The sequence below is a fragment of the Vicinamibacteria bacterium genome (assembly GCA_035570235.1).
Taxonomy (GTDB): domain Bacteria; phylum Acidobacteriota; class Vicinamibacteria; order Fen-336; family Fen-336; genus DATMML01.
In genome coordinates this window covers 1-25,088 of sequence record DATMML010000020.1, presented here as the reverse complement: position 1 = coordinate 25,088, position 25,088 = coordinate 1, and the positions used below count along the sequence as shown (strand labels likewise).

Genomic DNA, 25,088 nt, shown 5'->3' with positions numbered 1-25,088 from the left:
GCCTGGACGGAATTGAACCGCCGACACGCGGATTTTCAGTCCGCGCTCACGCTGATGCTCAAGATCTGGCCCGGCCGCGAGCGCACGAACACCTCCATGGGGCGGCAGCAAACCGGGCAGTCTTCGTAGTAGCTCTGCTCGGCAACGCTGGTGTCTACGTCAAGGGGGACCGGCTCGCCGCAGGAGGGGCACTCCACGATGGTCTCCTCCACCATTCTCGCAAGATAGAGGCGCCACGCCGGCACGTCAAGACAGGGTTCGGGAGTGGCGTCACGCTTCATCTCAGCAAGCCGGCAGTCTCCGCCTCATTCGCGGTCGGAAACACGGTACTCGGCCGGCCATCCGCTTGCCACGCGCCAAGCTCCTAGCCCGACGCTCGAAAGCGAACCTGCCTGACCGCGGGTGTCCGCGTCGACCATAGACTGCGAGCCGACTCTTCGCTCAATCAGCTCCGTCCTGTGCCGCGAAACGAGCCGCGATCGGAACAGCGTTTTGCGAGTATGGCTCGACAGACGAATGATTTAGCCGCTGCCCTGGCGTGATCCGGGTCACGCCCGGAAGCGCTTGGCCTTGCTAGCTTCAGGGCCAGGGTCGGGGACGAATCTCGACCGCTTGTTCTCGCAGCCCCAGGGCACTCCTCGGGGCAGCTGAGCCGCGGGGGCCCCGCGCGTTTCCACGCGCCCGGGCCAGCCGAGCCGCCATCAACAGGAGCATCCCGGCGCCGCCGGCGCCAGGTCAAGGTACGGAGGCCTTTCAATGAACGTCCATTCGCGTCACATGTACTTCTTTCTCTCGGCCCTCGGGCTCGGAATGGGGGCCGCCGCGTGCGGCTCCAATGCCGCCTCGCCCACGGCCCCCGGCGCCGCCGCCGGCCCGGCCGGGGCCACCCTTCAGGGGACCGTCGTCGGCGGCGTGGCCGGGGCCAGCGCCGGACCCGGCAGCGTCCATTCCCTTTCCACCAAAGCGGGCATCCAGGTCAGCGTCACCGGCACCTCGCTCGTCACCATGACCGACTCCTCCGGGAAGTTCATGCTGACGGGGTTGCCGGCGGGCCCGATCGAGCTCCACTTCCAAGGCCCGGGCATCAACGCCCGGCTGACCATCTCCGGCCTCAACCCCGGCCAGACCCTGACCATCACCGTGAACGTCAACGGTGGGCAAGCCACGCTCGAGCCCGAAGGGGACGACGGCGGGGTCGAGTTCAAAGGCCCCGTCCAATCCATCGACATGGGGGCGGGCAGCCTCATGGTCGGCGGCCGCAAGGTCACGACCAATGCCAACACCCGGATCGTCGCCGGGGACGAGACACGGGTAAGCCTGAGCGCGCTCAAGGTTGGAGACACCGTGGACGTGCAGGGCACGACCCAGCCGGACATGAGCGTGCTCGCTCAGTCGATCAAAGTCGAGCAGAGCGGTGACAAGGATGGGGACAAAGGTGTCGATCTCAAAGGGCCCATCCAGTCGATCGACATGGGTGCGGGCACCCTCATGGTGGCCGGCCGCAAGGTGACCACGAACGCGGACACGAAGATCGTGGGCCAAGACGACGGTCACCTCAGCTTCAGCTCGCTCAAGGTTGGCGCGAACATCCAAGTCCACGGCACGACCCAAGCGGACATGAGCGTCCTCGCCCAGACGATCAAAGTTCAGGAGAGCGGTGGCGACGACGGAGGCGAGGCGGAGCTCAACGGCAAGATCCAGTCCATCAACCTCGCCGCGGGAACGCTGGTAGTCGCGGGCAAGACGGTGGCCACGGATTCGAAAACGCGCATCCGGCGCGACGACAGCACCCTGACCCTCAAGGACCTCAAGGTCAATGACTCCGTCGAGGTCCAGGGCACAACGCGCACGGACGGCACGATCCTCGCGGCGGCGATCAACCTGGAAGGCGGGGACAACTAAGCCCGCCCCTGCCCCGGGGGCGGCAACGCCCCCGGGGTCCCGTCTACGGGAACCCAGAGCGGCCCCGGTGCGTAAACAGTTGTAACCAAGGAGAGCCCCGTGGAAGCTCTGGTAGTGCTGTTCCTCGTCGCCGGCGCTATAGTCGTCATCCCTATCCTTGCGTTCAAGTTGCTGTGTGGGCTGATATTCCTGCCCTTCCGCATCCTGGGAGCCCTGTTCAGCGTCGTGTTCGGCCTCTTCGGAGGCCTCCTCAAGCTGCTCTTTTCCGGTGCCGTCTTCTTGGGCGTCGTCCTCGTTCTCGCCTTGAGCGTCGTTCTCCTGCCCCTGCTGCCCTTTGTCCTTCTGGGTGGCGTCATCTGGCTGATGGTAAAAGCCTTCGAGCCTCGACCTGCATTCCGACCCTGACGATTCGGCAAATATTGCAGAACTGTGACATTGCCCGCCCCAGGTGGGGTGCTAGCCTCTATCGACCGAGCTTAGTTGATCGACTCGGCTTCAGGAGGCTCCTTGACTCTGACCTGGAACGGAAAGCGCTTCGACTGGGTGAACGTCGGCTACTTCGTGTGGCTCCACGCGATGGCGCTCTTCGCTCCCTGGACCTTCACCTGGACCGGCCTGGGCGTTCTCCTTTTTCTTTGGTGGCTTTCGGGCTCGATCGGGATCGGAGTCACTTACCACCGCCTGCTGACCCACCGCGGCTACCAAGTCCGTAAGCCCGTCGAGTACCTGGGCACGCTCTGCGGGATGCTGGCCAGCGAGGGAGGCGCGATCTCCTGGGTGGCCATGCATCGCATCCACCACGCTCAGTCCGACAAGCCGGGCAAGGATCTCCACACCCCGAAGGAAGGGTTCTGGTGGAGCCACATCGGCTGGATCCTCTGCGAGCTGGGCATGGACCGGCGCCAGATGGAGGCTCGCTTCGCCCCCGAGCTCGTGGCCGATCCCGTCCAGCGTGTCTTCAACCGCCTGCACTTGATCCCGAACATTCTCATCGGGCTCGGGCTGTACGCCTTCGGGGGCTGGCCGCTCGTCATCTGGGGCGTCTTCCTGCGCATCGTGGTCGGGCTGCACGTCACCTGGCTCGTCAACTCCGCCACCCACACCTGGGGCTACCGGACGTACACCACCCCCGAGAACTCCACCAACCTCTGGTGGGTGGGCCTCCTGGCCTGGGGCGAAGGCTGGCACAACAACCACCACGCCTTTCAGCGCTCCGCTCGCCATGGGATCGAGTGGTGGGAGTTCGACGCCAATTGGCTGGCCATCCGGGCCCTCGCTGTGCTGGGCCTGGCCCGCAACGTCCAGCTCCCGCCCCAAAATGCGGAGCGCTTCCGCATCGAGCGGGCGCCCGCGCTGCCCGCGCCGGCCGCCGAGCCCGCCGCGTAGCGCGGGACGTCTCCCCACGTGCAACCGCCGGGCCGCGCGGAGCATGACCGCGTGACCCTCGCCGCGAGCCTCTCCCGGCACGCGCCCGGCGACGCGGAGGAGGCGGCCGATCTCCGCCGCATCCTGGACTTTGTGGGCCGCCACCCCCATCCCTTCGAGCGCGGCATCCGGGAGGGACACTTGACGGGCAGCGCGATCGTGGTCTCGGCGAGCTGGGACCAGGTGCTGCTCCTCCATCACCGAAAGCTGGATCGCTGGCTGCAGCCGGGCGGGCACGCCGATCCCGGCGAGACCCGCGGCGAGGACGTCGCCTTGCGGGAGGCCAGGGAGGAGACGGGGATCGAGGGCCTCGTCCTCCATCCCACCGCACCCCGCCCCCTGGACGTGGACGTGCACGACATCCCCGCCCGCCGAGGGGAGCCGGCCCACGAGCACCTGGATCTGCGCTACCTCGTGATCGCCCCCCGGGGCGCCGCTCTCGTCCCCGCGCAGGCGGAGACCAGCCAGCTGCGCTGGGCGCGCTGGGACGAGGTGGAGTCGCTCCACCCCGACCACGGGCTGCGGCGGGCCCTGGCCAAGGCCCGCGCGGTCCTGGGCCGCTGAACGGTCAGCGGCCCACCAGCACCACCACCGAGCGGGGGCCCACCCCGTACGCGTTCTGCCGGGGCAGCGCGCCCTCCCGGCCCGGCTCCGCAATGTCCTCCGGCGGCTCCCGGGTGGTGTCCACGGCGAGCCGCCAGGACTTGCCCGGTCCGAGCCGGGGCAACTCGAACTCGTGGGCATCCCAGTGCGCGTTGGCGATCAGAAAGATGTCGTCGTCGCCTTCGATGGGGAGCAGGTGCATGGCCAGCCACCGACCCTCCGGGGTCCAATCCGGGCGGTTCAGGGAGAAGCCATGCCAGGCCACCGCGGGGGGGCGTTCGTCCTCGAAGAAGGTCCGCCGCCGCAGGGAAGGATGGCTCATGCGGAAACGGATGAGTCTGGAGAGGAAGCGGAAGAGGGGCGCGTTCTGCCCGCGGAGCCCCCAATCGATCCAGCTCGTCTCGTTGTCCTGGCAGTAGGCGTTGTTGTTGCCCCTCTGCGTGCGGCCCAGCTCGTCCCCGGCCAGGATCATGGGCACGCCCTGGGAGAGCATGAGAAGAGCGGCGAAGTTGCGGACCTGGCGGCGTCGCAATGCGTTGATGGAAGGGGACGTGCTCGGGCCCTCCTCCCCGCAGTTCCAGGAGAGGTTCTCCGGGCTGCCGTCGGTGTTGGCCTCCCCGTTCTCGTGGTTGTGTTTCTCGTCGTAGCTGACGAGGTCGTGAAGGGTGAAGCCGTCGTGGCTGGTGACGAAGTTGATGCTGTGGTAGGGCGCCCGGCCCGAGCCGCGGTAGAGGTCGGGGCTGCCCGCTAAACGGGTGGCGAGGAGCTGGGCCACGCCTCCGTCGCCCCTCACAAAGCGCCGGACCTCGTCGCGGAACTTGCCGTTCCATTCCGCCCAGCGGCCCCAGCTCGGGAAGCTGCCTACTTGGTAGAGCCCGGCCGCGTCCCAGGCCTCGGCGATGAGCTTGGTGTGGGCGAGGACGGGATCGGCGGCGATCGTTTCCAGGAGGGGGGGGTTGGGGAGGACCTCTCCGTCCCGCCCCCGGCCCAGGATCGAGGCCAGGTCGAAGCGGAAGCCGTCCACGCGCATCTCCGTCACCCAGTAGCGCAGAGCGGTCAGGATCAAGAAGCGGAGGACGGGATGGTTGCAGTTGGTGGTGTTCCCGCAGCCGGAGTAATCCAGGTAGCGGCCGGTCTTGGGTTCGAGGAGGTAGAAGGTCGGGTTGTCCAGGCCGCGGAAACAGAAGGTGGCGCCGCGCTCATCCCCTTCCGCGGTGTGGTTGAAGACCATGTCCAGGATCACCTCGATCCCGGCCTCGTGCAGGGCCTTCACCAGCGCCTTGAACTCCCGCACCGTCCCCCCGCTCTCGCCGTTTCCGGTATAGGAGGCCTTGGGGGCAAAGAAGGAGACGGGCTGGTAGCCCCAGAAGTTTCGGAGCCGCTGGCCGGTCAAGAGGTTCTCCCGGGGGTTGTCGCACTCCTCGAACTCCGTCACCGGCATCAGCTCCACCGCCGTGACCCCCAGCTCCTTCAAGTAGGGGATCTTCTCCAAGAGCCCGCGGAACGTGCCCGGCTGGGCCACCCCCGACGAGGGGTGGCGGGTGAACCCGCGCACGTGCATCTCGTAGATGACGGAGTCGGCCAGAGGAACGTTGAGGGGGTGCTCTAAGCCCCAGTCGAACTCCTCGTCCACCACCCGCGAGCGCAGCTGCTCGAGCCGGCCCCAGCGGCCGAAGCCATCCCCCTCCCCCCAGGCCTCGAGGCCCGCCACCGCCTTGCTGTAGGGGTCGATGAGGACCTTGCCCGGATCGTAGCGGTAGACGCGGGGTTCCGGATTCGGGTCCCGTTGGGCGCGGTATCCGTATTCGATCCCGGGATCGAGCCCCCGCAGGAAGGCATGCCACACGTCCCCCGTGCGGTTGTAACGGGGGTCCAGGGGCAACTCCAGAACCGGCTCCGACTCCCCGGGCAGGAAGAGCACGAGGGTGATGCCGGTGGCGTGGCGCGAGAACACGGAGAAATTGACCCCGTCCCTCCTCGGGGTGGCCCCGTAGGGAAGGGGGTGGCCGCGGCCGACGCCAAAGTCGTCGCCCTTGATGATGCGCAGGAGGTTCTCCCGCGCGCGCTCCGGGCCGCTCTTTTCCGGCATGGTCTGATCCCGGCGCGAAACTGCGCCGGCGGAGATGGTATCCTGCCCCGGCCATGAAGGGTATCGTCCTTGCCGGTGGCTCGGGCACGCGCCTCTTCCCCGTCACCATGGCCGTGAGCAAGCAGCTCATTCCCGTCTACGACAAGCCGATGATCTACTACCCGCTCTCCACCCTCATGCTGGGGGGGATCCGGGACATCCTCGTGATCACCACCCCCCACGAGCAGGACGGTTTCCGGCGGCTGTTGGGGGACGGCGGGCAGTTCGGCATCCGCATCGTCTATGCCGCGCAGCCGAAGCCGGAGGGCCTGGCCCAGGCCTTCATCATCGGCCGGGACTTTGTCGGCCAGGACGGGGTGGCCCTGGCCCTGGGTGACAACATCTTCTACGGCAACAACCTCGCCGAGATCGTGCAGCGGGCGACCAAGCGCCAGATGGGGGCCACCGTATTCGCCTATCGGGTGCGGGACCCGCAGCGCTACGGGGTCGTCGAGTTCGACGCGGGCGGGAAGGCGGTCGGCCTCCAGGAGAAGCCGCAAAAGCCCCGCTCCCCCTATGCGGTCACCGGACTGTACTTCTACGACAACCGGGTGCTGGACGTCGCGCGGAGCCTCAAGCCCTCCGCCCGGGGCGAGCTCGAGATCACGGACGTGAATCTCCACTACCTGAAGGCGGGCGACCTGCATGTGGAGATGCTCGGCCGGGGTATGGCCTGGCTCGACACCGGCACCCACGAGTCGCTCCTCCTGGCTTCCACCTTTATCCAAACCATCGAGCAGCGGCAGGACCTGAAGGTGGCTTGCTTGGAGGAGGTCGCCTACAAAATGGGGTACATCCAAGCGGAGGACGTCCTTCGTATCGCTCAGACCATGGACAAGAACGAGTACGGGCAGTACCTGCGCCGGCTCATCGAAGAGGAACACGCGTGAAGCCGGCGGAGGGGGTCCGGGGCGGGTTCACAACCATCCTCCTCGGTCTGGCCACGCTCTTGGGCCCGGCCGCCCAGGCCGGCGACGCGGAACGCCTGGTGGCCGCGCTCGTGGGCGAGACGCCCCTCCTGGACGACCTGCGGACGCTCACCGACGAGGTGGGGGGCCGGCCCACGGGCGCGCCCGCCAACCTCCGGGCGGTGGAGTGGGGGCTCGCCCGCTTCCGGGCCGTGGGTGTAGAGGCACGGGCGGAGGCGTTCACGATGCCGGCCCGGTGGCTCGAACGGTCGGCGCGGGCGACGGTGAAGGGTGCCGTCACCTTCACCCCCCAAGTGGCGGCCATGCCGTTCTCGACCGCGACCCCGCCCGGGGGGCTGGAGGCTCCCCTTCGGGACGGGGGCGCGGGCTCGGTCAAGGACTTCGAGCGTCTCGGCGCGACCGCCAAGGGCGCTTTCGTCCTCGTGGAGACCCCGGAGCTCCTCGACCTCGATGGCCTCTTCAAGGAATACAGCGAGGCGGCCGCCATCGAGAAGCGTGCGCTCCCGGCCGGGTTGGCCGGGCTCGTTTACATGGCCTCCCGTCCGCGGACGCTGCTCTACCGCCACAACGCCTCCCGGGGAGAGAGGAACCAGCACCCGATGCTGGTCATGGAGCGCGAAGGAGCGGAGCGGGCCCTCCGCCTGCTGCGAGCGGGCAAGAGCCTGGACCTCCGGGCCCAGATCGACATCGAGTCCGGCGGCCCCTATGAGGGCCAGAACGTGGTGGCCGAGATCCGGGGCGGTGAGAAAGCGGAGGAGATCGTCCTCCTCGGCGCCCACCTCGACTCTTGGGACCTGGGCACGGGAGCCCTCGACAACGGCTGCAACGCCGCCCTCGTCATCGACGTAGCCCGGCAGATCCGGGCCCTGGGCCTGAGGCCGCGTCGCACCCTCCGCTTCGTCCTCTGGAACGGGGAGGAGCAGGGAATGCTGGGCTCTTGGGGCTACACGAAGACGCACGCCGCGGAGCTGGACCGCCACCGGATCACCGCCACCCTCGACATCGGCAGCGGAAGAATCAACGGTTTCTTCACCAACGGGCGGCCCGAGCTGCGGGCCGCCCTGGAGCGAGCCCTCGGCCCCGTCCAGGGCCTGGGGCCCTTCGCCCAGGTCGAGGAGCCCATCGTGGGCACGGACAACTACGACTTCATGCTCCAGGGAGTAGCCAACCTGGTGGCGAACCAGGAGTCCGCGAACTACGCCCCCAACTACCACGCCCGCTCCGATACCTTTGACAAGGTGGACCAGCGCCAGCTCCGCTTGAACGCGGCCATCGCCGCCGCCGTGGTCTGGGGCCTCGCGGAGGGAGACCTCCCCTGGGCGCGCCAGGGGAGGGCCGAGATCGAAGCCCTCGTGGAGAGGACGAGCCTGAAGGACCAGATGGCCTCCTTTGGGCTGCTGGAGAGCTGGCTCGACGGCAGCCGGGGCCGGAGACCCTGACCGGGCCAGACCGCCCATGCACTACCTGATCTTGGGCAACGGCGTCTGCGGTATGGAGGCCGCCCTCGCCCTTCGCCGGCGCGAGGCAGAGGCGCAGATCACCATCGTCTCCGAGGAGCACGACCACTTTTTCTCGCGGCCGGCCCTCATGTACATATTTGCCGGCCAGACCACGCTCCGGGACACCGAGCCCTACGACCGGGACCTCTACCCGCGGTTGGGCTTCGAACGGGTGAGCAAACGCGTGACCGCCCTGGAGACGTCCGCCCATGCCCTCGTCTTCGCGGACGGCTCGCGCCTCGTCTACGACCGCCTCCTCCTGGCCGTGGGCTCCAGGGCCCGCCCCGCCCCCTGGCCGGGGGCGGCCGGCCCCGGCCTCCATTACTTCGTCACCCTGCGCGATCTCGAGGCCCTCGACCAGGAAGCCCGGCCCGGGATGCGGGCGGCGGTGGTGGGGGGCGGCCTGATCGGGGTGGAGGCCGCGGAGGTGCTGCGGGACCGGGGATTGGACGTGAGCTTCGTCATCCGCGAGAACTGGTACTTCCCCCTCGCCCTCGACGCCAACGAGGCCGCGCTCGTGGCCGAGCACATGGGCGCCCACGGGATCCACGTGCGCCTGGGCGTGAACTTGGAGGAGGTCCGGCGCGGCGAGGACGGGCGGCTGCGCGCCCTGCGGCTGGCGGGAGAGGACCTGCCCTGCGACATCGTGCTCTCCGCGATCGGGGTCGTCCCCAACACCGCCTTCTTGGCCGGGAGCGGGGTGGTCCTGGCCCCAAGCGGAGCCATCGACGTCGACGGTGCGCTCAAGACCAGCGCCCCCGACGTGTGGGCGGCGGGAGACTGCGCCAACGTGACCTGGGCTGACGGCAGCCGGCGGCCGGAACAGCTCTGGTACACGGCCCGCGATCAGGGGCGCCTGGCCGCCCGCTCCCTGCTCGGCGACGAAGTCGCCTACCGCCGCGGCACCTGGTACAACTCGGCCAAGTTCTTCGACCTCGAGTACACCACCGCAGGCTGGGTGCCCGTCCTCCTCAATTGGGACAACACCCCCTTAGACCCCGGGCCCGACATCCGTTATTGGTATCGGCGCGTGCCCGGCCGCTACGAGAGCCAGCGGGTGGTGCTCAAGGGCGAGCGGGTCATCGGCTTCAACATGCTGGGGTCCCGCTGGGACCACGAGCCGCTGATGCGGTGGATCGAGGAGCGACGGGACCTCGAGTACGTCCTAAGCCATCTTCCCGAGGCCCAGTTCGACGAGGAGTTTTCGCCGCGGTTCTCCCGGGAGGCCGAGGCACAGCGGACCTGAGAGGCACCGATGCAAGCCGGCCTCATGAACACGTACCACCACGCGATCTCGGGGCGGAAGGGCGTGGCCTGGTCCCTCTCCTTTCTCTTGACCGGCTTCTACTTGCTCCTCTATTTCGGCCCCATCCCGCGGCTGGGCCTCCAGTTCGACCTGATCCAGAGCGCGGCCGAGGCCTTGCACCTGGGCAGCAAGTGGACGCTCTACGGGCTGCTCTACACCTCGGCCATGGTCGTGGGGGGGGCCTTCTTCCTCCGCCGTCACGGCAACAGCCGCTACGAGCGCATCCGCACCATCTGCGTGGTGCTGGTGCAGGTGGTTCTCGCCTTCGCCTTGCCCATCGTGATGAAGGTCTTTTCCCGACAGGAGTACTACTTCAGCTATTTCTGGCCCCTGAAGATCGAGTATTTCTATCCCTCCGTGATCCTCTCCCAGCCCTTCTTGATCGTGATGTACAGCCTGCTGGGGTCGCTCCTGGCCTTCCCCCTCCTCGCCTACTTCCTGGGCAAGCGCTTCTACTGCTCGTGGGTCTGCGGCTGCGGTGGCCTCGCCAACACCGCGGGGGAGCCCTTCCGCCACCTCTCCAGCAAGTCGGCGCGCGCCTGGAAGTTCGAGCAGGTCTCGATCCACACCGTGCTCGCCCTCGCCCTCTTCACCACCGCGGTGGTGGGCGTCAATTGGGCGGTGGGCAAGGATCACCCCCAGTTCGCGGGCTTCGCCTTCAAAGTGCAGGAATGGTACGGTTTCGTGGTGGGGGCCATGCTCTCCGGCGTGCTGGGCGTCGGGCTCTACCCCTTGATGGGCACCCGGGTCTGGTGCCGGTTCTTCTGCCCCATGGCCGCCCTTCTCGGTCTCATCCAGAAGTTCGGGCGCTTTCGCATCACCGTGAAGAAGGACATGTGCATCTCCTGCGGCAACTGCTCGACCTACTGCGAGATGGGCATCGACGTGCGGGCCTACGCGATGGCCAACCAGGACGTGCGCCGCGCCGCCTGCGTGGGCTGCGGCATGTGCGCCCACGTCTGCCCGCGGGGCGTGCTCAAGTTGGAGACAAGGCCGGATCGCTTCCGGGCCGGGGAGCCGATCCGGGTCTTCGCGGTCGACCTATAAGGATCGTCAGCTCGGAGCAGACAAGCTCGGAGGGCGCCATTTCAGGCCTGGAAAGCGCGCGTAGTCGCGGCCTCAGAAAGACGCTTGCCTCAAATAACGAGTCATGCTACACGTCCACCGGCTGGAACGTAAGGGGCGCCGAACAGGCCGCTGAACAAACAGCCAGCGCAACCCGTTGCGCCGTTAGTGTAAACGCGGCTTAAGGCCAGAGGACACGCTTGTACGCTCCACTGCCTCGTGGCGCTCGGTCGACGCGTGATTGGCGCGGCTCCGGCGCCGCGGGGGGAGAACTAACATGACCAAGCCGGTCAGGCCTCGCGCGTTCTGGCGCCTCTACCGGGGGCTGGGCCTGCTTTCACTGGCCGCGGCGGCACTCGCGACATTCAAGCCACCTGGCCAGGACCCGCTCGTCGCCTACAGCGCAAGCGGCGAAGCTCGTGCGGCTACGCTCCCCGAGTTGCTCGAGAAAGCCGGCCGCTACGTCGCCGCGCTTGAAGATAGCCTGATGCTGCTCCGAGCCAAGGAGCACTGCGTCCAGACTCAATGGGCCGGAGCTGGCTACGAGCGGCATCGATACCTGTCGAAAACGCTGGACTCGGACGTGCTCTGGGTTCCGGGGGGCGATCCCCTCAACTGGGCCTTCTACCGGGACGTTCAGAGCGTCGACGGCAAGCCGGTCCGCGACCGCGAGGAGCGCCTGGCGCGGCTCTTTGCGGGAGGCGTGAGCAGCGCCGCCCGAGAAGAGGCGGGGCGCATCGTGGGAGAGAGTTCGCATTTCAATCTGGGGAGCAGGCGCCGCAACACGACCGCGCCCACCCTTGCCATCATCTTTCTCCACCCGCGTTACCAGGCGCGTTGCCAATTTGACCTGAAGAAGACGTCGAAGGTCGCGGGGCGGCTCGCGCAACAGGTCGAGTTCAAAGAGACCGAGCGTCCGACCCTCTTCCACAACACGGTGGACGGTCGGGACCAGCCCACGCGGGGGACCTTTTGGATCGCCGGGGACGATGGCACCGTGCTCAAGAGCGAGATGTTCGTACCCACCGCGCTGTTGAGCTTCGAGGTGACGTACGGGCTCGATCGGACTTCGGGCCTGTTCGTGCCGCTCGAGTTCCGGGACGATGTCGGCCTGGGCACCGACGAGGAGATCGAAAGCGTGGTGAACTACTCCTCCTTCCAGCCGAGAGAAAAGGGGGTCGGGACGCCACCGACCGTGCGCTAGGGTAGACCCCGCTCGCCCGGAGGTGGAGCGCTGCTCGGCATCCCCCGCTCTTTCCCCCGGAACCTGGACGCCCAGCGACCACGAATCGCCGTTAAGGCTCTCGTCGCCGACGCGCGCCGCGGGGGTGCTCCTGAATGGGCGGGGGTGGGCCTTCTCGCCCCTGGGCGGGCCCCCCTACTTAGCCCGCGGGGCGGTGGCGACCAGTCCCAGCTGCCCCCGCAGCTCGATCTGCTCGGACGAGCGGCCCACCAGCACGTCGAAACTGCCCGGCTCGGCGCGCCAGCCCTTCGCCTTGACGTCGTAGTAGGAGAGCGCGCGGCGGTCGAGGGTCACCGTGACCCGCTTGGTCTCTCCGGGTTGGAGGGCCACTTTGGCAAAGCCCTTCAGCTCCTTGGCCGGACGGGGCACCCTGGCCTGCGTCTCTCCGACGTAGACCTGGGCGACATCGGCACCGGCCTGGCTCCCGGTATTCGTGACGTCGAAGGAGACCTCGTAGGGGGGCTCCCCGCTCTCCCCTCCCGACGCCCCCGGGGCGGTGGACTTGATGGCCAGGTTCCCGTACTTGAAGGTGGTGTAGGACAGCCCATAGCCGAAAGGAAAGAGCGGCTTAGTGCCCCGGTGTTCGTAGCCGCGATAGCCCACGAAGACGCCCTCCTGGTACACGATGCGGTTGGTTCCCGTCTCCGCCGGGTAGTAGCTGTCGTGCACCGGATTGTCCTCCCAGCGCCGCTCGAGGGTAATGGGCAAGCGCCCCGACGGATTCACGTCTCCCAAAAGGATGGCGGCCAGGGCCGTCCCGCCCTCCTGCCCCGGATACCAGGCGTGCACGAGGGCGGGGACACGATCGAGCCAGGCGCTGGTGTCGACGCCGCCCCCCGCGGTCAAGACCACCACCGTGTTCCGGTTAGCGGCCACCATCTCCCGGATTAGCTCATCCTGGCCGGGGGGAAGCCGGAAGGTGCGGTCGGCGCCCTCGCTCTCCGACGCGGGCGAAAAGCCGGCCGCTACCACCACCACGTCGGCGCTCTTGGCGAGCGCCTTGGCATCCGCCTCGACGAGGGTGCCTTGGCGAACCAATCCCAGGGCCAACCGCCCCCCCAGCCAACGCGACCGCCCGTGGTGCTCGAGCACGACCTTGTGGGGCCGCTGATCGAAGGAGAGGCTGGTCATGCCCATCAACTCGGGTGAAGACTTCCAATTGTCGAGTACGACCTTGTCGTCGACGTAGAGCCGGTAGTGGCCGCCATCCTCTCCCGTCGCGGCCACGAAGGCGTCGTAGGCGCCCGGGCTCGGGGGAACGAAGTATCCCGTCCACCTCTCGCTGCGGCTGTTCTCGGGAAGGACCGCTCTCGCGTGCCCGAAGAAGATATGGAGATCGGTGCGGGTCATGACCGGCGTGCCCGTGAGACCCTCGTTGTCGAAGAACTCGGCCTTGAGGCCCGGCTTCCCGCTCGTCTCCGCGGTCAGAAAGTTGGTGGCCCGCGCCATCTCCTCTGCCGGGGGCAAGCCGCGGTGGTAGTACACCTTGGCCGCCGTGCCGAGCGCGTTGCTCAACCCCTCCAGAAAGCTGACCGCGGCGAAGGGCTCCACCCGGGCGCTGCCGCCCCCCACGGGCACGGCGGGATAGGCGTTGGGCCCGATGATGGCGAGGGACTTGATCTTGCCCTTGCCCAGGGGCAGAAGGTTGCCCTCGTTTTTCAGCAGGACCATGCTCTCCCCCGCGGCGGCCAGGGCCACCTGTCGGCCCTGCGGGTTATAGCGGGGGATGGAGAGGTCGGTCTGGTCGCGATCGAGCCAACCGAAGCGCGCCGCGGTATGCAGGATGCGGCGCACCTTGTCGTCGATAGTCGCGAGCTTGACCTTGCCCTGCTCGATCGCGGGCAGGAGGTTTTGGCGGTTCAGGAAGAGGCCGGAAGGCATCTCCAGGTCCAAGCCCCCGTTCGCGGCCGCCACCGCATCATAGGTGGACGTCCAGTCGGACATCATGATCCCGTCGAAGCCCCACTCCTTCTTGGCCACGTCGGTGTTGAGGTACCCATTCTGGGTCATGTGCAGGCCGTTGGTCAGGTTGTAGGAATCCATGATGGCGCCGACGTGCGCTTCCTTGACCGCGGCTTCGAAAATCGGGAGGTAGATCTCGCGCAGGGTTCGCTCGTCGATCACGGAATCGACGTTGTGACGGTCGAAGTCGGAGTTGTTCCCCAGGTAGTGCTTGATGGTCGCGCTCACACCCTGGGCTTGCATGCCCTTGATGTAGCCCACCGCGATGCGTGCCCCCAAGAACGGGTCCTCGCCTAGATATTCGAAATTACGGCCGTTCATCGGCGCCCGGTAGATATTCACGCCCGGCCCCAGCAGGAAGTGGACGCCCTTGGCGCGCGCATCCCGGCCGATCTCCGTGCCCACCCGTTCGGCCAAGGCTGGATTCCAGGTGGCGGCGAGGGCAATCCCGCCCGCCATCGCGGTGGCGGGGCCGAAGTTCCGGACGCCCAGGGGGCCGTCCGCCATCTTCAAGCGGGGCAGGCTGAGCCGGGACACTTCCCGGATGAAGAAGTCGTCGACCCCTCCGAGCAGGTCGACCTTCTCCTCGAGGGTCATCTGACCAAGGATGGACTCGACCCGCCGCTCGGTGTCGCTGGAAGGGGTCCGGGCGGGCGCCGGCGCCGGCTGCGCCCCCGCGGGAAGGACGCTCCCCAGAGAGAAGGACAGTATCGCCATTGCCGACCGGACTCTTCTCATGGCACGCAGCCCCCTGTTCAAGAAAGCCAGGACCCGATCCAGACATCCAAGGCGCGGCATTGTACCCGCATCCTCATCCGTTCCGCGAGAGCGAGCCCGCGGTCCTTACGCCCGCGTACCCACTACGGACGGCGGGCGCCTCGGGGGTGGAAAGGGGGGTGGGGCGGACAGCGGAAAAAATGGCGGGACCCGCAAGCTCACTGCCTCAGTCCCGCGTCCGTGAGCCTAGAATAAGGGTCGCCGACGGTTGGCCACCCCTAGGAGGGCCGTCATGAGGTTGTCGTCCGCTTTCCTTGCTGCCGCTTTCGCAACGTCCGCCGCCGCCCAGGAGTTGCCCGCGCGGTGGGACGAGCTCACCGCCAGCGACTGGCCGACGGCCATGGAGAGATCCTCCCGCACCTGCGTCCTCCCCATCGGGATCCTAGAGAAACACGGGCCCCACGCCCCCATGGGCTCGGACCTGATCCAGGTCCGGGAATGGATGGCCCGGGTGGTAAAGAAGGAATACGCGGTCGTGTTCCCCGACTACTTCTACGGCCAAATCTACGAGGCGCGTCACCAGCCCGGCACCTTCGCCCTGCCCCCGCGGGTCGTCTGGGACCTGCTCGAGGCGAGCTGCGACGAGATTGGTCGCAACGGCTTCGAGAAGATCCTGATCGTGAATGGCCACGGGGGCAATCCGAACCTTCTTCGTTATTTCGTCCAGTCGCAGCTCGGGCGGCGGCACGACTACGTGGTCTACCTTTACGACCCCGCACCCGATCCCGCCCTGGCCGTGGAGGTGAAGAAGCTCCGCCGGTCCGACCCCGCGGGAGACATGCACGCGGGGGAGACCGAGACCTCGTCCCTGCTGTATCTCCGGCCCGACCTCGTGGAAATGGGCCGCGCTGGCAACGAGTCGGGGGAGAACCGGAAGCGCCTGGCCCTACCCGACCTCTACACCGCGATCTGGTGGTACGCCGGTTTCCCCAACCACTACGCTGGAGAGGGGAGCAAAGCCACCCCCGAACTGGGCCGGCTTCTCGTCGAGCACCGAGTGGAGTCGATCACCCGCGCCCTGAAGGCGGTCAAGGCCGATTCTTCGGCTCCCGCCCTGCAGAAGGAATTCTTCGGCCGCGTCAAGGAGTGAGGGGGATGCCGACGCGGTCATCCCCCGCGGCCTGCGGGAGGGGGAACTGGTCGGGCGCCCTCACCTCGAAGATGTAGAGCAGGGGTGCCCCCTGCCGCTCCACGACGTGCACGACCCGGCCCGGGGTCTGCTCCTGATCGCGGAGAGCGGTCGTGGCGAGCACCACGTTCGGATCGTCCCCCAGGCTGACGACCTCGAACCCCCGCCGTCCCTCCTCCGTCTGACCCAGGTAGCGCCACAGGCCTACGTGCGCGGGATAGGCGTATCCCGCGACGCGGACCCTCCCCTTCCGATCCGGCCGCGCGTAGTGCCGGACCACCCAGTCGAGGCCCTCTTTGTAGGAGGCACACCAATAGTCCGTCTCGTACCGATTGACGGCGCCGGCGAGACCCCCCGCGAACAGCCGGTTGAAGTAGACATATTGATAGGGATGGAGCTGGATCATGTCGATAACGGTCAAAAGGCAAGAGGCGCCCAGCCCCAGGGCGGCGATCGCCCGGGCGGGCCGCGCTGCCCGGCCCCGGAGGTAGGCCACGGCGGCGGTGCCCGCCAGGACGGCGATGAAGGGCACGACGAAGAGAAGATGACGATGGCCGTCATAGAACGGCGTGTGGCGCACAACCACCCAGACGATGGGAAGGAAGGCGATCGCGCTCACCCAAAGGATCTTGAAGCTCCTCTCGCTCGCCCGCTTCCATCCGTGCGCGCGCAGCCATGAGAGGAGGCTGAGACCGCCGAGCAGGAAGGCCAAGAAGTAGAACTCGGGCAGGGTGAGGATGAACAGCTTCGGGATGTAATAGCGCGAAACGTCACCCGAGGTGAGGAGCTGTCCGTCGAAGAGGACGGTCAAGGTCTCCCGGAATCTCGAGAACTTCAAGAAAGACCGGAAAGGGTTGGAAATGGGATCGAGTTGGGCCCACGGCCAGACGCTCACCATCACCATCCAGCCCACGACAATCGAGATCAGAAGGCCCACGATTGTGCGCTGCACGTCCTGCCGCCCCGGGCGCTGCTCGCTGCCTCGGGCCTCCCCGGCCCTCAGCCAGAGGCAGCCCAGCCAGAGCACGGCCGTGGCCGCGAAGAGCACGATGCCCACCACGCGGACGCCGGCCGCCAGCCCTATGGCGATACCCGTGCCGATCGCCTCCTTCCAGCCGAGGCCGGGCAGTTTCTCGCTCGCCCAGAGCGCGACCCAGGCGGCAAGGGCGAAGAGGCTGGCGAGCGGGATGTCCTTGGGGTTTGCAAAGGCGTGCCCATAGAAGGCTGGAGTCAAGGCGAGAAAGAGGGCGGACATAAAGCCGGCCGCCGGGCCGCCGAGCTGAGTGCCCATTCCCCAGGCGGCAATGAAGGCAATGAAGGCCACGAGCACATTGACGAGATGACGGGTCTCGTAGACCCCGAGCGGGGACAACTGTTCCGCTCCGTAGGCGGCGAGCTCAAAGAGCCCGCCGTAGAAATAGATGCCGTTGGGGTCGAGGGCGGAGGCATCCGCGCCCAGAGTGGTGTACCAGCGCACGACCCGCCGGCCGTAGCGGTTGTGCATCCCCTCGTCCCAGGTGATCCCGTAGTCGAGGAAGGTGGCAAGCATCACGCCGAGTAGAGCGACGAGGAGCGCGCCGGACAGGACACGCCAGAGGCGGTCGTCTCCCCCGGATTGGGGGGGGGCCGAGCCGGGGCCGTTCGGCGGGGAGTCAGCCACGAACCGGATGATAGCTTGCGATCGGCGATCCCTGGATGTCAGAGGATTGCGAACGCCTCGAACAAGGATGTCGGCGCGCACTCAGTAACCGCGCTCGTAGCTGGACAAGCCCTGCACAAGGCAACCTTCCAAGTGGCACGCGGTGCGCCGATGACGCAAGAAGGGTGCGCACTCGTGGATTACTCGGTCCCACCCGCCGCCCCTGACACTCCTCGTCATCGGCCAAGACGGGTTGCACCTCCATGCCTTCCCGCTATCATTCGCTGGGCATGTCGAACGCCAGCCTGCTCTCCCCCGCCCCCCCCAGCACCTTTCTAGGCCTGGCCTGGCCCGAGCGGGTCGCCCCCGCCGAGCGGCGCTCGCTCGTGGCGGGTGGGCTCGGCTGGCTGCTCGACGCCATGGACGTGATGCTCTACTCCATGGTCCTGGCCCACCTGATGCGGGACCTCGGGATGGACAAGGCCACCGCCGGACTCCTCAACTCCCTCACCCTCCTCGCCTCCGCCCTGGGGGGCTTGGTCTTCGGTTTCCTGGCCGACCGGATCGGGCGCTTGCGCTCTCTGATGCTCTCCATCCTTATCTACTCTGCGGCCAGCGGCGCCTGCGGACTCTCCGAAACCATCCTCCAGCTCGCCATCTTCCGGTTCATCCTCGGACTGGGGATGGGGGGCGAGTGGACCACGGGCGCGGCTCTGATCGCGGAGACCTGGCGCGCCGAGCATCGCGGCAAGGCCCTGGGCCTCATGCAATCGAGCTGGGCCATCGGGGAGATGCTGGCCGCGGGCGTGGTGGGCCTCGTCCTGCCGCGCCTGGGCTGGCGTGCCGTCTTCTTCGTCGGCATCCTGCCCGCGCTCCTCGTTTTCTGGATTCGCCGCCGGGTCCCCGAGCCGGATATCTGGCTCGCGCGTGGCCGCGGGAAGCCCGTCTCCCTCACGCTCCTGTGGAGGAAGGACCTCCGGGGGCCGGGCATTCTGGCCACCGCCATGAACACCTTCAGCATGTTCGGGTACTGGGGCCTCTTCACCTGGATCCCCGCTTATCTCAGCCTCCCTCTGGAGCAGGGTGGCCGAGGCCTCGACATCCTCAAGACCACGACCTGGCTCCTGGTCATGGGGGTCGGCAAGTGGTTCGGGTATGTTCTCTTCGGCTTCCTGGCCGACTCCGTGGGGCGGCGCCGGAGCTACGTGGCTTATCTGCTCGTGGCGGCGGTTCTCGTCCCCATTTACGGGCTCGCCCGCAGCCCGACTTGGCTCTTCGTTCTCGGCCCCCTGGTGGCCTTCTTCGGAACCGGTTACTTCTCGGGCTTCAGCGCCCTGACCGCGGAGCTCTTCCCCACCGAGATTCGCGCCACCGCCATGGGCCTGACCTACAACGTGGGCCGGGGCCTCTCGGCGGCAGCGCCCTTCGTGGTCGGGGTCCTGGCCAGCCGGTACGGCCTGGGCTCGGCGTTCTTCCTGCAGGCAGGGGCTTTCTTCGCGGCCGCCCTCCTGGCCCTCGCCTTGCCCGAGACCAAGGGCAAGGTCCTCGAGTAGTGGCGGAATCCGCGGCCAAGGTCGACGCGCGGCTCGTCCGCGCGCTGGGCACATGGACCCTGGCCGCAAGCATCGTCAACATCACGGTCGGAGGCGGGATCTTCCGATTGCCCGCTTACGCCGCCGCCTCATTGGGCCCCGCCGCCCCCCTCGCCTACCTCGTGTGCGCGGTGGCCATGGGCCTCATCGTGCTCTGCTTAGCGGAGGCGGGGAGCCGTGTCGCGGCGACGGGCGGCCCCTACGCGTATGTCGAGGCCGCGCTCGGCCCCTTCGTTGGTTTTATCGCCGGCGTCCTCCTTTGGATCACCGGAACCTTCGCCGGCTCCGCGATCGCGGCCGCCTTGGCGGACAGCGTCGAGAAGCTCGTCCCGGCACTAGGAGCCGGCCTGAAGGCGGGACTCGTGCTCGTGGTCATGGGAGGCCTGGCCGCGATCAACATCGTGGGGGTCCGCCAGAGCGCATGGCTGAACACGCTCATCACCGCCCTCAAACTCCTGCCCTTGTTCCTCCTGGTGGTCGTCGGCATCTTCGCGGTCCAATGGGCGAACCTTCGCCTGGGGCCCTGGCCTCCCCTGGCGCAGCTGTCGCGCACGGCCAGCTTGCTGATTTTCGCCTTCTGCGGGGTGGAGACCGCCCTTACCCCCAGCGGCGAGATCACGGACCCGGCGCGGACGGTGCCCCGTGCGATCGGGCTGGGGATGGCGGGCGCCGCCCTGGTCTACATCTCCACCCAAGTCGTGGCCCAGGGAATCCTGGGCTCGGAGCTCGGAAGCGAGACCGTCGCGCCGCTGGCCGCGGCCGCGACCAGGATCTTCGGTCCCCCGGGGGCCACCCTCCTGCTCGTGGGGGCGAGTGTGTCCATGTTCGGTTTCTTGGGGGGCGTGATCCTCGCCATCCCGCGCTCCCTCTTCGCCCTCGCTCGGGACGGCTTCCTGCCCCCCGCCCTGGCCGCCGTCCATCCGCGCTTTCGGACGCCGCACGTGGCCATCGCCCTGCAGTCCGGACTGGTCGCGGCCCTGGCTCTGTCCAGCACCTTCGAGGGGCTGGCCATCCTCGCCAACCTGGGCGTGCTGATGCTCTATGCCCTGTGCTGCATCGCCGCCTGGGAGCTCCGCCGCCGGGACGTCCGCGCGGGGGGCCGCCCGTTCCATTGGCGGGGGGCGGCGATCGTTCCCCCCCTCGCTTGCCTCTCCATCGCCTGGGTGCTGACCGCCATCCGCCCCCGAGAATGGGCGGCCTTCGGGATATTGCTGGGGGTCGCCTCGCTGCTCTTCCTCCTCGCGCGCGGCCGGGAACGCGCCCGGTCTTGAAGTAAAGTGGACGCGGCCCGATTGTTGTCCCGGCGTGGAGAACGAACATGAGGCAGACCACCGAGCGCGAGCGCGTGTCTCAGCTCCTCTTCTACGGCGCTCTTGCCTTGCTCGCTTACTTGTTCTATCAGATCGTGAGCCCCTTCCTCGTCCAGCTCGGCTGGGCGGCCGTGCTCGCGATCTGCTTCCAGCCCTTCCATGAGCGGCTCGCCCGCCGCTCCCGCCCCGGCCAGGCCGCCCTGGTCTCGACCCTCCTCATCCTCGTGCTCCTCGTCGTGCCCGCCACCTTTGTGGCCACCGCCCTGATCTCCGAGGGAAGCCACGCCGTGACGGGCCTCCAGGAGCAGCTGACCAGCGGACGCGGCCCCGAGCGCATCCAGGCCCTTTGGGAGTGGGGCCAGAAGCGGCTGCCTCTGCCGCCTCTCGACGAGGTCAAGGCGACCGTGGTCTCCAAGATCGGGGGCGTGGCCGGGCTGCTGGCGGCCAAGGCCGGGGGCATGGTCCGGGATGCCCTCGTTTTCGTCTTCAATCTCGTCGTGACACTGCTCGCCTTCTTCTTCCTGCTCCGCGATGGGGCCCTCATCCACCGCATCATTCGCCGCCTCCTGCCCTTCGAGGAGGCTCAGAAGGACCGCCTCATCGCGCAAACCCGCGACCTCGTGGCGGCGAGCGTGACCGCCAGCCTGGTGATCGGGCTCTTGCAGGGCCTCCTCGGGGGCATCACCCTCGCCGCCCTCGGAGTTCGGTCCCCCGTGCTCTGGGGCGCGGTGATGGCTGCTGCCTCCTTGATCCCGGTGGTGGGCGCGAGCTTGGTCTGGCTCCCGACCGGCCTGTGGCTTTTGGCCTCCGGCGACACCATCCGGGGGATCGTGCTCCTCGCGGTCGGAGCGGTGATCATCGGAAACGTGGACAACCTGGTGCGCCCCCAGCTCCTCGCGGGCAAGGCCACCATGAATGGCCTGGTGGTGTTCATCAGCTTGCTCGGAGGCGTGGCCGCCTTCGGCCTCATCGGCCTCGTGCTCGGGCCGCTGGTCGTGGCCACGGTGAGCGCACTGCTGAAGGGGTATACAGCCGCGACCGAAGAAGAACCTCCCACCCCTCCCGCCGTGACCGCGCCACCCCCGTCGCGCTGAGCGGACGACCCTTCTCTCCTCATCACCTGTCGGGCCGGCGCGCTTCCGCAATGAAACGGCTCCCCGGAGCGAAGGGCCCTCCGCTGGTCGCGCAGACCGTCCCACCCTCTTCGCGGTGGGAGCCCGTCGTGGGCCGGTCTCCACACGAACAAGAAAAAGTTGACTCTCTCCCCGGATGACGGCACACTACCAATCGTCGGAGCCTAGGGGTGGCCGTTACGGCCTGAGAACACACCCTCGAACCTGATCCGGTTGATACCGGCGTAGGGAAGGCTGAGGAAGACTCCCCCAAGGATCCGCTTCGATCGTCCTGCCCGAAGAGGCGGGAGAGGAGGCGCTTCCATGAGCAGCCGCATACCGGGGCGCGGCACGCCGCGCTCTTGGCTGGTCTTTGCCTTGTTGTGGTTCGCACCCGTCGCCTATCCGGAGGAGGCCTTCTCGGTCTCCGGTGCGGTGCGCGACGCCGCGGGCCGACCGCTGGCCGGCGCCGTCATCTCTGTAGCCGGGAGCGCGGCCAGCACCCGCGTGGAGGCCGACGGGGCCTTCCGGCTGCTCCTGCCCGCGGGCGAGCACACCCTCCGGGTGAGCCAACCGGGGTACGACGCCGTCACCCGTCGTCTCCGCCTGTCCTCCGACCTTACGGGGGTGGACTTCAACCTCGCCCCTCTCTACCACCACACGGAGGGGGTCGTGGTGCACGCCATCCGCGCGGACGCCGAGGTACCCGTGACCAAGAAGGACATCAGCCGCGACGAGATCGAGCGGCTGAACTATGGGCAGGAGATGCCATTCCTGCTGCAGCAAGCCCCGTCGATCACTCAGTATTCGGACGGCGGCACGGGCGCGGGGTATGCCTACCTCTATCTGCGCGGGATCCAGCAGACCCGGGTCAACATGACTCTCGATGGCGTCCCCCTGAACGACGGTGAGGACTCCGCCGTCTACTTCGTTGACTTCGGGAACTTCGCGGGCTCCCTGGAGAGCATCCAGGTCCAGCGCGGGGTGGGGACGTCCACCGTGGGAGCGGCCTCCTACGGGGGCTCCATCAACTTCGCGAGCATGGACCTCCGGGAGACCCGCGAGCTCGCAGCCGACTTCGGAGCCGGATCCTTCGGAACCGATCGCGTGAGTCTCGGCTATCAGACCGGCAACCTGGGACCCCTCGCCTTCTACGCACGGGGTTCGTATCAGAAGACCGACGGTTTCCGCGAACACTCGGGCGTGATCCAGAGGAGCCTCTTTTTCGGCGCGTCGCACCAGGACGAGCGGTCCTTCCTCAAGATCTCCGGCTTCTCGGGACACGAGAATATCCACCAGGCTTTCCTGGCCGCGGACCAGGACACCCTCCTACGCGACCTCCGCTTCAACCCCCTCTCCCCCGCGGACACGGACCATTTCGGTGAAGATCTCGTGCGGGCCCAGTACACGCGTTTCCTGAGTCCCTCCTCGAGCTTGGGCTTCCAGGGCTACTACGTCGGCGCCTCCGGCTCTTACCGGCTCTGGGACGACGAGGTGGCCCAGCGAGAGTTGCTGGAGTACGGCCTCGACTGGCGCTTCCTGGGCGCCATGATGACCTTCCACCACGCCCGGGGTGGGGTGACCTTCGACGCCGGCGTCCACGCCAACGACTTCACGAGCCACCACAACCAGAACGTGGTGGGGGGATCCCCCGTCTACAGCAACCAGGGATACAAGAACGAGGCCAACGCCTTTGCCAAGCTGGGCTACGCCTGGGGGCGCTGGCGCCTCTACGGCGACGGCCAGGTGCGGTGGGCTCGTTTCCGCTACCAGGGAGACATCGCCCTCGGCTCCGTGGACTGGACCTTCTTCAACCCCAAGGTGGGCGCGCGTTTCGACGCCACCCCAAATCTAGGCCTCTACGCCTCGGTAGGGAAGACCACCCGCGAGCCCACCCGCAGCGACATGCTGCTGGGGGAGGACAACGCCACCGTCTTCCACGACCTCCGGGCCGTGCAGCCGGAGCGGGTGGTGGACTTCGAGGCGGGGGCCGAGTATCACCGGCCGGGCCTCGCCGTCCAGGCCAATGTCTACGCCATGGAGTTCCGCAACGAAATCGCGCTCACGGGCGAGCTCTCGGCTATCGGCCTCCCCTTGCGGAGGAACGTGGACCGAAGCCACCGGCGGGGCCTGGAGTGGGATGTCACCTGGCAGCCCTGGTCCCAGCTCCGCGTCACCCACACCGCGAACCTCAGCCGGAACGGGATCCGCACCTGGAACCAGTTCTACGACGTATACGACCCCTCCGGGAACCTGGTGGGCAGCGAGCCCCGCGTGTATCGTGACGTTGACCCGCTGCTCACCCCGCCCTTCGTCGCTAACCTGGGCCTGGACTGGACGCCGACCCCGGCTCTGGGCCTGGGCGTGGCCGGGCGCTACGTGGCCAAGTCCTATCTCGACAACACCCAGAACGCGGCCCTGAGCACTCCCCGCTTCTTCGACCTCGACGCCACCCTTCTCGTCAACCTGGGACGGTGGATTCACACCGGCCAGCCGCGTCTGCGCGTGCGCGTGAACAACGTCCTCGACGACCACCGGATCTATCTGAGTGGGTACAGCTATCTCTTTCTCAACCGGGACGCGGCGGGCGGGGAGACGCTGGCGGGCACCCCCTACTACTACCCGCTGGCCACGCGCGGCGTGTTCGTGGCTCTGGAACTCAAGCTGTGAGCACGGGGGCGAGGTCTCGAGCCGGGCGGCCGAAGGCGTGAGCATTTACCCGGTAATGGGTGCGCTCTTGCAATGGGTCGTCCACAACCCCTACGAGGTGGGCGGCGTTGTCTTCGGAATCCTCAGCGTCTTGCTCACCACCCTTGAGAACGTCTGGTGCTGGCCCACGGGACTTGTGAACGTGGGCCTCTTCATCATCGTGTTCGCCCAGGCGAAGCTCTACGCCGACATGGGACTGCAGGTCGTATACGTGGCGCTCTGCCTCTACGGATGGTACGAGTGGCTGCACGGCGGCCCCGGCCAGGGCGCCCTGCGCGTGTCCCGCACGCCGAGGGCGGCCGGGCTCGCCCTTGCCGCCGGAGGGACCGTTTTTGCCGTCGTGCTGGGCGCGGCCCTGCGCGGGCAGACCGACGCCGCCCTTCCCTACCTAGACTCCACCCTCACATCCTTCAGCCTGGTCGCCCAGTGGATGCAGACGCGCAAGTGGCTGGAGACCTGGGTGGTGTGGATCGCGGTGGACGTGGTGTATGTGGGCATGTACGTCTACAAGCAGCTCCACCCGACGGCCGTGCTCTACGCCGTCTTCCTGGCCCTGGCCGTGATGGGCCGGCGGGCCTGGATCAAGTCCGCCCTTGCGGAGGGCTGAACCTGCCCGCCGAGGCCTTGCTCCGTGTCGTGCTCACAGGCTCGGAGTGCACGGGCAAGACCACCCTCGCCTCCGAGCTCGCGGAGCACTATCGGACGGTCTGGGTGCCCGAGCAGAGCCGGGTCTACTTGGACAGGAAGGGCGCGCCCCT

General features: G+C 67.7%; 20 protein-coding genes and 1 riboswitch. Of the genes, 16 read left to right on the top strand and 4 right to left on the bottom strand.

What is annotated here, in order from left to right; all coding sequences use genetic code 11:
* Positions 1–35: 35 nt before the first annotated feature.
* Positions 36–281 (bottom strand): CPXCG motif-containing cysteine-rich protein, encoded by a 246-nt coding sequence (locus VN461_03755; GenBank protein ID HXB53873.1) that lies wholly within the window; start codon positions 279–281, stop codon positions 36–38.
* A 475-nt stretch (positions 282–756) separates the two neighbouring features.
* Here VN461_03755 and VN461_03750 point away from each other — a divergent pair, with 475 nt between their 5' ends.
* The 4 genes from VN461_03750 (at position 757) to VN461_03735 (ending at position 3,891) form a co-directional block, all read left to right on the top strand.
* Positions 757–1,902, top strand: coding sequence for a DUF5666 domain-containing protein (locus tag VN461_03750; GenBank protein HXB53872.1), 1,146 nt, complete (start codon positions 757–759; stop codon positions 1,900–1,902).
* A gap of 99 nt (positions 1,903–2,001) precedes the next feature.
* Positions 2,002–2,307, top strand: coding sequence for a hypothetical protein (locus VN461_03745; GenBank protein HXB53871.1), 306 nt, complete (start codon positions 2,002–2,004; stop codon positions 2,305–2,307).
* A 102-nt stretch (positions 2,308–2,409) separates the two neighbouring features.
* On the top strand, positions 2,410–3,288 hold the full coding sequence (locus VN461_03740; protein ID HXB53870.1) for a fatty acid desaturase: 879 nt from the start codon (positions 2,410–2,412) through the stop codon (positions 3,286–3,288).
* A gap of 51 nt (positions 3,289–3,339) precedes the next feature.
* Entirely contained in the window at positions 3,340–3,891 is a 552-nt protein-coding gene (locus VN461_03735) for an NUDIX hydrolase (protein ID HXB53869.1), read from the top strand.
* A gap of 4 nt (positions 3,892–3,895) precedes the next feature.
* Here the strand turns inward: VN461_03735 and glgX are convergent, their stop codons facing one another.
* The gene (gene glgX / locus VN461_03730; protein ID HXB53868.1) at positions 3,896–6,019 is read right to left on the bottom strand and encodes a glycogen debranching protein GlgX; all 2,124 of its coding nucleotides are present in this window, start codon (positions 6,017–6,019) and stop codon (positions 3,896–3,898) included.
* 53 nt (positions 6,020–6,072) lie between these two features.
* Between glgX and rfbA the strand changes: the two genes are divergently transcribed.
* The 5 genes from rfbA (at position 6,073) to VN461_03705 (ending at position 12,061) form a co-directional block, all read left to right on the top strand.
* Entirely contained in the window at positions 6,073–6,948 is an 876-nt protein-coding gene (gene rfbA, locus VN461_03725) for a glucose-1-phosphate thymidylyltransferase RfbA (protein ID HXB53867.1), read from the top strand.
* Positions 6,945–8,426: a M28 family peptidase gene (locus VN461_03720; protein ID HXB53866.1), complete on the top strand. Its 1,482-nt coding sequence runs from the start codon at positions 6,945–6,947 to the stop codon at positions 8,424–8,426. The genes rfbA and VN461_03720 overlap by 4 nt, the downstream gene beginning before the upstream one ends.
* Before the next feature lie 16 nt (positions 8,427–8,442).
* Complete coding sequence (locus VN461_03715) at positions 8,443–9,732, top strand: NAD(P)/FAD-dependent oxidoreductase (GenBank protein HXB53865.1); 1,290 nt, start codon at positions 8,443–8,445, stop codon at positions 9,730–9,732.
* A gap of 9 nt (positions 9,733–9,741) precedes the next feature.
* Positions 9,742–10,839: a 4Fe-4S dicluster-binding protein gene (locus tag VN461_03710; GenBank protein ID HXB53864.1), complete on the top strand. Its 1,098-nt coding sequence runs from the start codon at positions 9,742–9,744 to the stop codon at positions 10,837–10,839.
* A 295-nt stretch (positions 10,840–11,134) separates the two neighbouring features.
* Positions 11,135–12,061 (top strand): hypothetical protein, encoded by a 927-nt coding sequence (locus tag VN461_03705; protein HXB53863.1) that lies wholly within the window; start codon positions 11,135–11,137, stop codon positions 12,059–12,061.
* A 174-nt stretch (positions 12,062–12,235) separates the two neighbouring features.
* Here the strand turns inward: VN461_03705 and VN461_03700 are convergent, their stop codons facing one another.
* Positions 12,236–14,779 carry a glycoside hydrolase family 3 C-terminal domain-containing protein gene (locus tag VN461_03700; GenBank protein ID HXB53862.1) on the bottom strand — a complete coding sequence of 848 codons (2,544 nt, stop codon included), beginning with the start codon at positions 14,777–14,779 and terminating at the stop codon, positions 12,236–12,238.
* Between the two features lie 292 nt (positions 14,780–15,071).
* On the opposite strand from VN461_03700, the gene VN461_03695 reads away from it, so the two are divergent.
* Positions 15,072–15,929, top strand: coding sequence for a creatininase family protein (locus VN461_03695; protein ID HXB53861.1), 858 nt, complete (start codon positions 15,072–15,074; stop codon positions 15,927–15,929).
* Here VN461_03695 and VN461_03690 read toward each other — a convergent pair.
* Positions 15,919–17,628, bottom strand: coding sequence for a glycosyltransferase family 39 protein (locus tag VN461_03690; protein HXB53860.1), 1,710 nt, complete (start codon positions 17,626–17,628; stop codon positions 15,919–15,921). The genes VN461_03695 and VN461_03690 overlap by 11 nt on opposite strands.
* A gap of 242 nt (positions 17,629–17,870) precedes the next feature.
* Between VN461_03690 and VN461_03685 the strand changes: the two genes are divergently transcribed.
* From VN461_03685 to VN461_03660, 6 genes are all read left to right on the top strand, one after another.
* The gene (locus VN461_03685; protein ID HXB53859.1) at positions 17,871–19,160 is read left to right on the top strand and encodes an MFS transporter; all 1,290 of its coding nucleotides are present in this window, start codon (positions 17,871–17,873) and stop codon (positions 19,158–19,160) included.
* Entirely contained in the window at positions 19,160–20,470 is a 1,311-nt protein-coding gene (locus VN461_03680; GenBank protein HXB53858.1) for an amino acid permease, read from the top strand. Before VN461_03685 ends, VN461_03680 begins: the two co-directional genes overlap by 1 nt.
* Positions 20,471–20,517: 47 nt before the next feature.
* Positions 20,518–21,603, top strand: coding sequence for an AI-2E family transporter (locus tag VN461_03675; protein ID HXB53857.1), 1,086 nt, complete (start codon positions 20,518–20,520; stop codon positions 21,601–21,603).
* A 195-nt stretch (positions 21,604–21,798) separates the two neighbouring features.
* Positions 21,799–21,890, top strand: a riboswitch (TPP riboswitch).
* A gap of 55 nt (positions 21,891–21,945) precedes the next feature.
* Positions 21,946–24,291 (top strand): TonB-dependent receptor, encoded by a 2,346-nt coding sequence (locus tag VN461_03670; GenBank protein ID HXB53856.1) that lies wholly within the window; start codon positions 21,946–21,948, stop codon positions 24,289–24,291.
* 37 nt (positions 24,292–24,328) lie between these two features.
* Positions 24,329–24,937: a nicotinamide riboside transporter PnuC gene (pnuC, locus tag VN461_03665; protein ID HXB53855.1), complete on the top strand. Its 609-nt coding sequence runs from the start codon at positions 24,329–24,331 to the stop codon at positions 24,935–24,937.
* 29 nt (positions 24,938–24,966) lie between these two features.
* Positions 24,967–25,088 (top strand): AAA family ATPase (locus tag VN461_03660; protein ID HXB53854.1); only part of this gene is annotated, 122 nt, incomplete at its 3' end.

Excerpts from the sequence above, each read along its gene's own strand:
- VN461_03700 (HXB53862.1), bottom strand. The coding sequence starts at position 14,779 with ATGGCGATACTGTCCTTCTCTCTGGGGAGCGTCCTTCCCGCGGGGGCG.
- VN461_03755 (HXB53873.1), bottom strand. The coding sequence starts at position 281 with ATGAAGCGTGACGCCACTCCCGAACCCTGTCTTGACGTGCCGGCGTGG.
- VN461_03705 (HXB53863.1), top strand. The coding sequence starts at position 11,135 with ATGACCAAGCCGGTCAGGCCTCGCGCGTTCTGGCGCCTCTACCGGGGG.
- VN461_03750 (HXB53872.1), top strand. The coding sequence starts at position 757 with ATGAACGTCCATTCGCGTCACATGTACTTCTTTCTCTCGGCCCTCGGG.
- VN461_03685 (HXB53859.1), top strand. The coding sequence starts at position 17,871 with ATGCCTTCCCGCTATCATTCGCTGGGCATGTCGAACGCCAGCCTGCTC.
- rfbA (HXB53867.1), top strand. The coding sequence starts at position 6,073 with ATGAAGGGTATCGTCCTTGCCGGTGGCTCGGGCACGCGCCTCTTCCCC.
- VN461_03675 (HXB53857.1), top strand. The coding sequence starts at position 20,518 with ATGAGGCAGACCACCGAGCGCGAGCGCGTGTCTCAGCTCCTCTTCTAC.
- glgX (HXB53868.1), bottom strand. The coding sequence starts at position 6,019 with ATGCCGGAAAAGAGCGGCCCGGAGCGCGCGCGGGAGAACCTCCTGCGC.
- VN461_03670 (HXB53856.1), top strand. The coding sequence starts at position 21,946 with ATGAGCAGCCGCATACCGGGGCGCGGCACGCCGCGCTCTTGGCTGGTC.
- VN461_03710 (HXB53864.1), top strand. The coding sequence starts at position 9,742 with ATGCAAGCCGGCCTCATGAACACGTACCACCACGCGATCTCGGGGCGG.
- VN461_03715 (HXB53865.1), top strand. The coding sequence starts at position 8,443 with ATGCACTACCTGATCTTGGGCAACGGCGTCTGCGGTATGGAGGCCGCC.
- VN461_03695 (HXB53861.1), top strand. The coding sequence starts at position 15,072 with ATGAGGTTGTCGTCCGCTTTCCTTGCTGCCGCTTTCGCAACGTCCGCC.